The sequence below is a fragment of the Streptococcus oralis genome, from assembly GCF_001075875.1.
Taxonomy (GTDB): Bacteria; Bacillota; Bacilli; order Lactobacillales; family Streptococcaceae; genus Streptococcus; species Streptococcus oralis_I.
The window spans coordinates 1-6,070 of the sequence record NZ_JUOS01000061.1 but is presented as its reverse complement, the minus strand read 5'-3'; the positions used below and the strand labels follow the sequence as shown (position 1 = coordinate 6,070).

8 protein-coding genes and 1 other annotated feature are annotated in these 6,070 nt (G+C 38.8%); of the genes, 6 read left to right on the top strand and 2 right to left on the bottom strand.

Going from position 1 to position 6,070, the window contains the following annotated elements:
* Positions 1-107 precede the first annotated feature (107 nt).
* Positions 108-1,190 carry a DEAD/DEAH box helicase gene (locus ADM33_RS03710; protein WP_049503226.1) on the bottom strand — a complete coding sequence of 361 codons (1,083 nt, stop codon included), beginning with the start codon at positions 1,188-1,190 and terminating at the stop codon, positions 108-110.
* The gene (locus tag ADM33_RS03705) at positions 1,187-2,164 is read right to left on the bottom strand and encodes a Gfo/Idh/MocA family protein (protein WP_049503225.1); all 978 of its coding nucleotides are present in this window, start codon (positions 2,162-2,164) and stop codon (positions 1,187-1,189) included. Before ADM33_RS03705 ends, ADM33_RS03710 begins: the two co-directional genes overlap by 4 nt.
* 145 nt (positions 2,165-2,309) lie before the next feature.
* Between ADM33_RS03705 and ADM33_RS03700 the strand changes: the two genes are divergently transcribed.
* From ADM33_RS03700 to ADM33_RS03675, 6 genes are all read left to right on the top strand, one after another.
* On the top strand, positions 2,310-2,996 hold the full coding sequence (locus tag ADM33_RS03700; protein WP_049503224.1) for a YoaK family protein: 687 nt from the start codon (positions 2,310-2,312) through the stop codon (positions 2,994-2,996).
* 64 nt (positions 2,997-3,060) lie between these two features.
* Positions 3,061-3,147 (top strand) — a sequence feature (ribosomal protein L21 leader region).
* A 36-nt stretch (positions 3,148-3,183) separates the two neighbouring features.
* Positions 3,184-3,498, top strand: a complete 315-nt coding sequence (gene rplU / locus ADM33_RS03695) for a 50S ribosomal protein L21 (RefSeq protein WP_000109141.1) — start codon at positions 3,184-3,186, stop codon at positions 3,496-3,498.
* 15 nt (positions 3,499-3,513) lie between these two features.
* The gene (locus tag ADM33_RS03690; RefSeq protein WP_049503223.1) at positions 3,514-3,858 is read left to right on the top strand and encodes a ribosomal-processing cysteine protease Prp; all 345 of its coding nucleotides are present in this window, start codon (positions 3,514-3,516) and stop codon (positions 3,856-3,858) included.
* A gap of 16 nt (positions 3,859-3,874) precedes the next feature.
* A complete protein-coding gene (gene rpmA / locus ADM33_RS03685; protein WP_000916509.1) occupies positions 3,875-4,168 on the top strand; it encodes a 50S ribosomal protein L27 in 294 nt (97 codons plus the stop codon).
* Between the two features lie 460 nt (positions 4,169-4,628).
* Positions 4,629-5,888, top strand: a complete 1,260-nt coding sequence (locus tag ADM33_RS03680; RefSeq protein ID WP_049503222.1) for a UDP-N-acetylglucosamine 1-carboxyvinyltransferase — start codon at positions 4,629-4,631, stop codon at positions 5,886-5,888.
* 16 nt (positions 5,889-5,904) lie between these two features.
* A partial coding sequence (locus ADM33_RS03675; protein ID WP_049503221.1) for a GNAT family N-acetyltransferase occupies positions 5,905-6,070 on the top strand: 166 nt, incomplete at its 3' end.

Here is a 6,070-nt window from a genome sequence, read left to right as displayed (position 1 = left end):
GTGGGCTCTACTACGCTGATTTCATCAGCTTTTACAGCCCTACTCAACTTTGCGGAGGTGAGACGACGAAATCGAATTCTAACGAATTACCGATTTCTGTCCCACTCTCATTTGATATACAGTTCCTGATTTTTTAGGACGATTTCACGTACACTTGCAAATTTTTTGAGCTTTTTGATTTCTTCGGGATGCGTTACAAGTGTGATTACATAGCCCTCTTTTCCCATACGTCCTGTACGGCCAGCGCGGTGAGTGTAGGTTTCCATATCTCTAGGAACGTCAAAGTTAACCACGCATTCCAAGCTATCAATGTCGATACCACGAGCTAGAAGGTCTGTTGCAAGAAGCAGTGTTAGCTGATTATCTTTGAATTTTTCTAAGATAACTTTTCTAAATTTAACATTGACATCGCTAGCTAGTGAAACAGCTAAAACATCGCGATACTGCAATTTTTCCTCAGCGCTTCCGAGGTCTGATAAGCTATTAAAGAATACCAGTCCGCGGAAGTCCTCGACATGTGCCAGTTTTCTAAGCATATCAACTCTATGTCGTTGGTCTACTTGCATGTAGAAGTGTTGAATGTTGTCCAACTTTTGGTCTGATAGATCAATGGTGCGCGTGTTAGGCGCAATCTTATCTTGGTCAAACTTGGTAGTGGCACTCATGTAGATGAGTTGGTGGTCACGAGGTGCGTAGTGGGTAATCTTTTCTACAAAGTGGATTTGAGAATCATCTAGCAACTGGTCAAACTCATCAAGAATGATAGTCTCCACATTCATCATCTTGATCTTCTTTAATTTAATCAGTTCAAAGATACGGCCAGGAGTTCCAATCAGAATTTCTGGTCCTTTTTTAAGTCGTTCAATTTGGCGTTTCTGGCTCGAACCGGATAGAAATAGCTGAGCAGTTAAGCCAATTGCTTCACCCCAGGTTTTAGTTACCTCAAAAATCTGACCAGCCAGTTCAGTATTTGGTGCTAAAATCAATAGTTGTTGCGCTTTTTTCTTTTGGAGACGAAGAAGACTTGGTAGGAGATAAGCTAAAGTCTTACCTGTACCAGTTGGACTGACTCCAAGAAGGGTTTGACCGTCTAAAATCGGATCAAAAAGCTGAATTTGAATAGGTGTGAATTCTTGAAAGCCGAGTTGGTCAAGGAGTTCTAGCCATTCAGTTGGTAGTTTGGTTTTCATTTTTCTGCCTCAAATCTAATGCCAGCAGTCTGGCGCATGGTGTAAAGTAGCTTATGGACGTGTGTTGCATCATCCAACCAAGCTTGGTAAAGTTCTAGGTTTGGCTGCTTGATCATGTTAGCAAAAGCAGCGACCTCCTCAGTCATGGTGTGAGGTGCTTGCTGAATAGGTAGATGTGTTTCATTACCTTGATGATCAGTGAAAATAGCTGATCGAACGTGTTCGATAGTGTTGAGCGTCAGAGTTCCATCTGTTGTATATATTTCGCAAGGCAGATTAGAAGTAATATTTTTACCAGCCTTGATATGGACTTGATAACCGGGATAAGATAAGATACCATCTCCGTTTAGATCAATAGTGTTATCAAGTTGTTGAGCTTGATAGGTCGCATCGAGTGCTTTTCCAAATAAGCGAACCGCAGCATAGATTGGGTAAATACCTAAGTCCATGAGAGCCCCACCAGCAAAACGGTCTGAAAAGACATTCGGAGTATTTCCAGAAAGAAGGTCTGGCATCTTAGAAGAATACTTGGCATAGTTGAGGTCTGCACCTAAAACCTCCGTATCTACTAAAAAGTTTTTAATAGTTGTGAAGGCTTCCTCATGATAGTTACGGGCTGCTTCAAAGATAAAACGGTGATGCTCCTGAGCTATTTGAATTAACTCTTGCCATTCTTGGGGTTGAGTCACAGCAGGTTTTTCAAGGATAACATGCTTGCCAGCAGATAAAGCAACCTTAGCTTGAGTAAAGTGTAGAGAATTGGGACTTGCGATATAGACAACATCAAATTCAGACTGGAAGAAATCCTCTAAATTATCAAATAGACTAACATTTTGATAAGGACTAGTAAATTGCTGAGCAGTCGTAAGCTTTCTTGAATAAACAGCCACTAACTGGAATTCCTGACTAGTATGAGCAGCTTCTATAAAGTGGTGACTGATTGCACCAGTACCGATAATACCAAGTTTTAGCATGAAATCTCCTTTTCTACAAGTAATGACTGCTTTCATTATATCACAGATAGACAAAACTAGCCAAAGGGAGACAATTCTTTTATTTGATACTTCGAATTTTCATCAAAAAATGGTACAATAGATTCAGAAAAAATAGGAGTGTAGTATGAGATTATTACCTATGAGAAAAATTTCTCGTCATTCAAAAAGATTGGCGCTTTTTTTGACTTTTTGTGCGGGCTATGTAGATGCCTATACCTTTATCATACGTGGGAATACTCTAGTTGCAGGTCAAACGGGTAATGTCGTTTTCCTTTCCGTTGGTCTCATTCAAGACAATGTTTCAGATGCCAGTGCCAAGGTAATGACTTTGATTTCCTTTATGGTAGGTGTTTTCCTCTTGACAGTCTATAAAGAAAAGTTACGGTTTGTAAGAAAACCAATTCTATCCCTTATTCCACTAGCAATTTTATCTTTGATTATAGGATTTGTTCCCTTGACGGTTGATAATATATACATAGTACCACCATTAGCCTTTTGTATGGGACTTGTAACAACAGCATTCGGAGAAGTTTCAGGAATCGCATATAACAATGCTTTTATGACTGGTAATATTAAACGAACCATGTTAGCATTTGGGGAATATGTTCGCACAAAACATACTCCTTTTTTACGAGAAGGTCTTATCTTTGTCAGCCTACTATCTAGCTTTGTTCTCGGAGTTGTTGTATCAGCTTATCTGAGTATTTTTTATAAAGAAAAAACAATTTTAGGGATTCCAATCATGATGAGTGTTTTTTATCTAAGTATGCTTTTTGCATCTTGGAGGAAAAAAGTTGGAGAAAAAGTTTAAATTCGATGATTAATACTTGTCAAAAATTAGGAATCATGCTATACTTGAGGAGTTGACTATGCACGATCCTGTGCAACCGCACGAACATCGTTGCTTGATTTTCAAGTGTAAGTGGTTCGTCCCACGATGCTAGGCGAGTCTTCACAAAAATACGGGGGGAACCCCAAAAAATCATAGGAGGTGCATAATGAGCACATACGCAATTATCAAAACTGGCGGAAAACAAGTTAAAGTTGAAGTTGGTCAAGCAGTCTACGTAGAAAAATTGAACGTTGAAGCTGGTCAAGAAGTTACTTTTAACGAAGTTGTTCTTGTTGGTGGTGAAAACACTGTTGTCGGAACTCCACTTGTTGCTGGAGCTACTGTAGTTGGAACTGTTGAAAAACAAGGAAAACAAAAGAAAGTTGTTACTTACAAGTACAAACCTAAAAAAGGTAGCCACCGTAAACAAGGTCACCGTCAACCATATACAAAAGTTGTCATCAACGCAATCAACGCTTAATTTTAAGGAGAACACATGATACAAGCAGTCTTTGAGAGAGCCGAAGATGGCGAGCTGAGGAGTGCGGAAATTACTGGACACGCCGAGAGTGGCGAATACGGCTTTGATGTCGTGTGTGCATCGGTTTCTACGCTTGCCATTAACTTTATCAATTCCATTGAGAAATTTGCAGGCTATGAACCAATCTTAAAATTAAACGAAGATGAAGGTGGCTATCTTATGGTTGAAATTCCCAGAGATCTTCCTTCTCACCAGAGAGAAATGACACAATTATTCTTTGAATCATTTTTCTTAGGTATGGCAACCTTATCGGAGGACTCTTCTGAGTTCGTCCAAACCAGAGTTATCACAGAAAACTAACACGGAGGAAAACATTATGTTAAAAATGACTCTTAACAACTTGCAACTTTTCGCCCACAAAAAAGGTGGAGGTTCTACATCAAACGGACGCGATTCACAAGCTAAACGTCTTGGAGCTAAAGCAGCTGACGGACAAACTGTAACAGGTGGATCAATCCTTTACCGTCAACGTGGTACACACATCTATCCAGGTGTAAACGTTGGACGTGGTGGAGACGATACTTTATTCGCTAAAGTTGAAGGCGTAGTACGCTTTGAACGTAAAGGTCGCGATAAAAAACAAGTTTCTGTTTACCCAATCGCAAAATAAAAAGGTCCAGTGAACCTTTTTATCCCGAGCCTTGAAATGTAAAGGCGAGGAAGCTAGAATTAGCATTAAATAAGGCTTTCCGAGTTTTCGGAGAGCCTATTTTTTTGTTTTGGTACCCAAAATGATTTTTATGTAAAATTTTTGTACAATATCATCGGTTTAATTTCTTATTTTATAAAAGTTGAATACTATTGTATATACCAATTAAGCCTGTCTTTCTTTACCCAATCGCAAACAAAAAATGTACAGTAAAAATTTTTGTTGCAAGCCTTAAAATTACAGGCTAGGAAGATTGTTACTAGCTTTGATAAGTATGATAATTCTAACTGCTATAACCACAGTTATCGTCTTTAATATCAAGATAGTTCTGGGCCTAATTTTTTTATAGGATTGGCTATTAGTAAGAAATATGGTATAATATAGGGTGAGACCTTCTTAATAAATAGTGAAAGAGTATAAAATGAAAAAAATTGTCATTAACGGTGGGAGACCATTGAAAGGTGAAATTACGATTAGTGGCGCTAAGAATAGTGTCGTTGCCTTGATTCCTGCCATTATTTTATCAGATGATGTTGTGATTTTGGATTGTGTTCCGGACATCTCTGATGTAGCTAGTCTTATTGAGATTATGGAAATCATGGGAGCTAGTGTCAAGCGTTATGAAGATGTTCTTGAGATTGATCCTCGTGGTGTTCAAAATAAACCAATGCCTTATGGTAAAATTAATAGCTTGCGTGCGTCTTATTATTTCTATGGTAGTCTTTTAGGACGTTTTGGTGAAGCAACTGTAGGTTTGCCTGGAGGGTGTGACCTAGGACCACGTCCGATTGATTTGCACTTAAAAGCATTTGAAGCTATGGGAGCTAAGACAACCTACGAGGGAGATAATATGAATCTCTCAACCCAAGGATCAAGCCTACATGGTGCGCATATCTATATGGATACTGTTAGTGTTGGTGCAACTATTAATACAATGCTAGCAGCAGTAAAAGCTAAAGGTCGAACAGTTATTGAAAATGCTGCTCGCGAACCTGAAATCATTGATGTGGCTACATTATTAAACAATATGGGAGCTCACATTCGTGGAGCAGGTACAGATATGATTACAATAGATGGTGTGGATAGCTTGCACGGGACACGCCACCAAGTCATCCCTGACCGTATCGAAGCAGGTACATATATTTCAATGGCAGCTGCAGTAGGTCATGGGATTCGAATTAATAATGTACTTTATGAGCATTTAGAAGGATTTATTGCTAAACTTGAAGAAATGGGTGTTCACATGACTGTTTCTGAAGACAGTATTTTCGTCGAAGAGCAAACAAATCTAAAGGCTGTTAATATCAAGACAGCTCCTTATCCAGGTTTCGCAACAGATCTTCAACAGCCTATTACTCCCTTGCTATTAAAAGCAGAAGGTCGTGGCACATTGATTGATACAATTTATGAAAAACGTGTCAACCATGTTTTTGAATTAGCCAAAATGAATGCAGATATTTCAACAACAAACGACCACATCCTTTATAAGGGTGGAAATCCTTTGCAGGGTGCAAAAGTTAAGGCAACAGATCTACGTGCTGGAGCTGCCTTAGTTATTGCTGGCTTGATGGCTGAAGGAAAAACAGAGATTACCAATGTTGAATTCATCCTTCGAGGCTACTCGAATATTATCGAAAAATTGCGTAATCTTGGAGCAGATATTGAGCTAATCGAAGATTAGCAATTTGAGGATTGCAATGAATATCTGGACTAAATTAGCAAAATTTTCTTTCTATGAGACGGAACGTTTATATTTCCGTCCCTTCTTTTTTACAGATGTAGATGATTTTCATCAACTTGCATCAGATCCTGAAAATCTTCAATTTATCTTTCCTGCACAAGCAAGTATTGAAGAAAGTCAGT

Bases quoted from the DNA above. Each gene is read 5' to 3' on its own strand.
- ADM33_RS03690 (WP_049503223.1), top strand. From the start codon at position 3,514: ATGATACAAGCAGTCTTTGAGAGAGCCGAAGATGGCGAGCTGAGGAGT.
- ADM33_RS03680 (WP_049503222.1), top strand. From the start codon at position 4,629: ATGAAAAAAATTGTCATTAACGGTGGGAGACCATTGAAAGGTGAAATT.
- rplU (WP_000109141.1), top strand. From the start codon at position 3,184: ATGAGCACATACGCAATTATCAAAACTGGCGGAAAACAAGTTAAAGTT.
- ADM33_RS03705 (WP_049503225.1), bottom strand. From the start codon at position 2,164: ATGCTAAAACTTGGTATTATCGGTACTGGTGCAATCAGTCACCACTTT.
- ADM33_RS03700 (WP_049503224.1), top strand. From the start codon at position 2,310: ATGAGATTATTACCTATGAGAAAAATTTCTCGTCATTCAAAAAGATTG.
- rpmA (WP_000916509.1), top strand. From the start codon at position 3,875: ATGTTAAAAATGACTCTTAACAACTTGCAACTTTTCGCCCACAAAAAA.
- ADM33_RS03710 (WP_049503226.1), bottom strand. From the start codon at position 1,190: ATGAAAACCAAACTACCAACTGAATGGCTAGAACTCCTTGACCAACTC.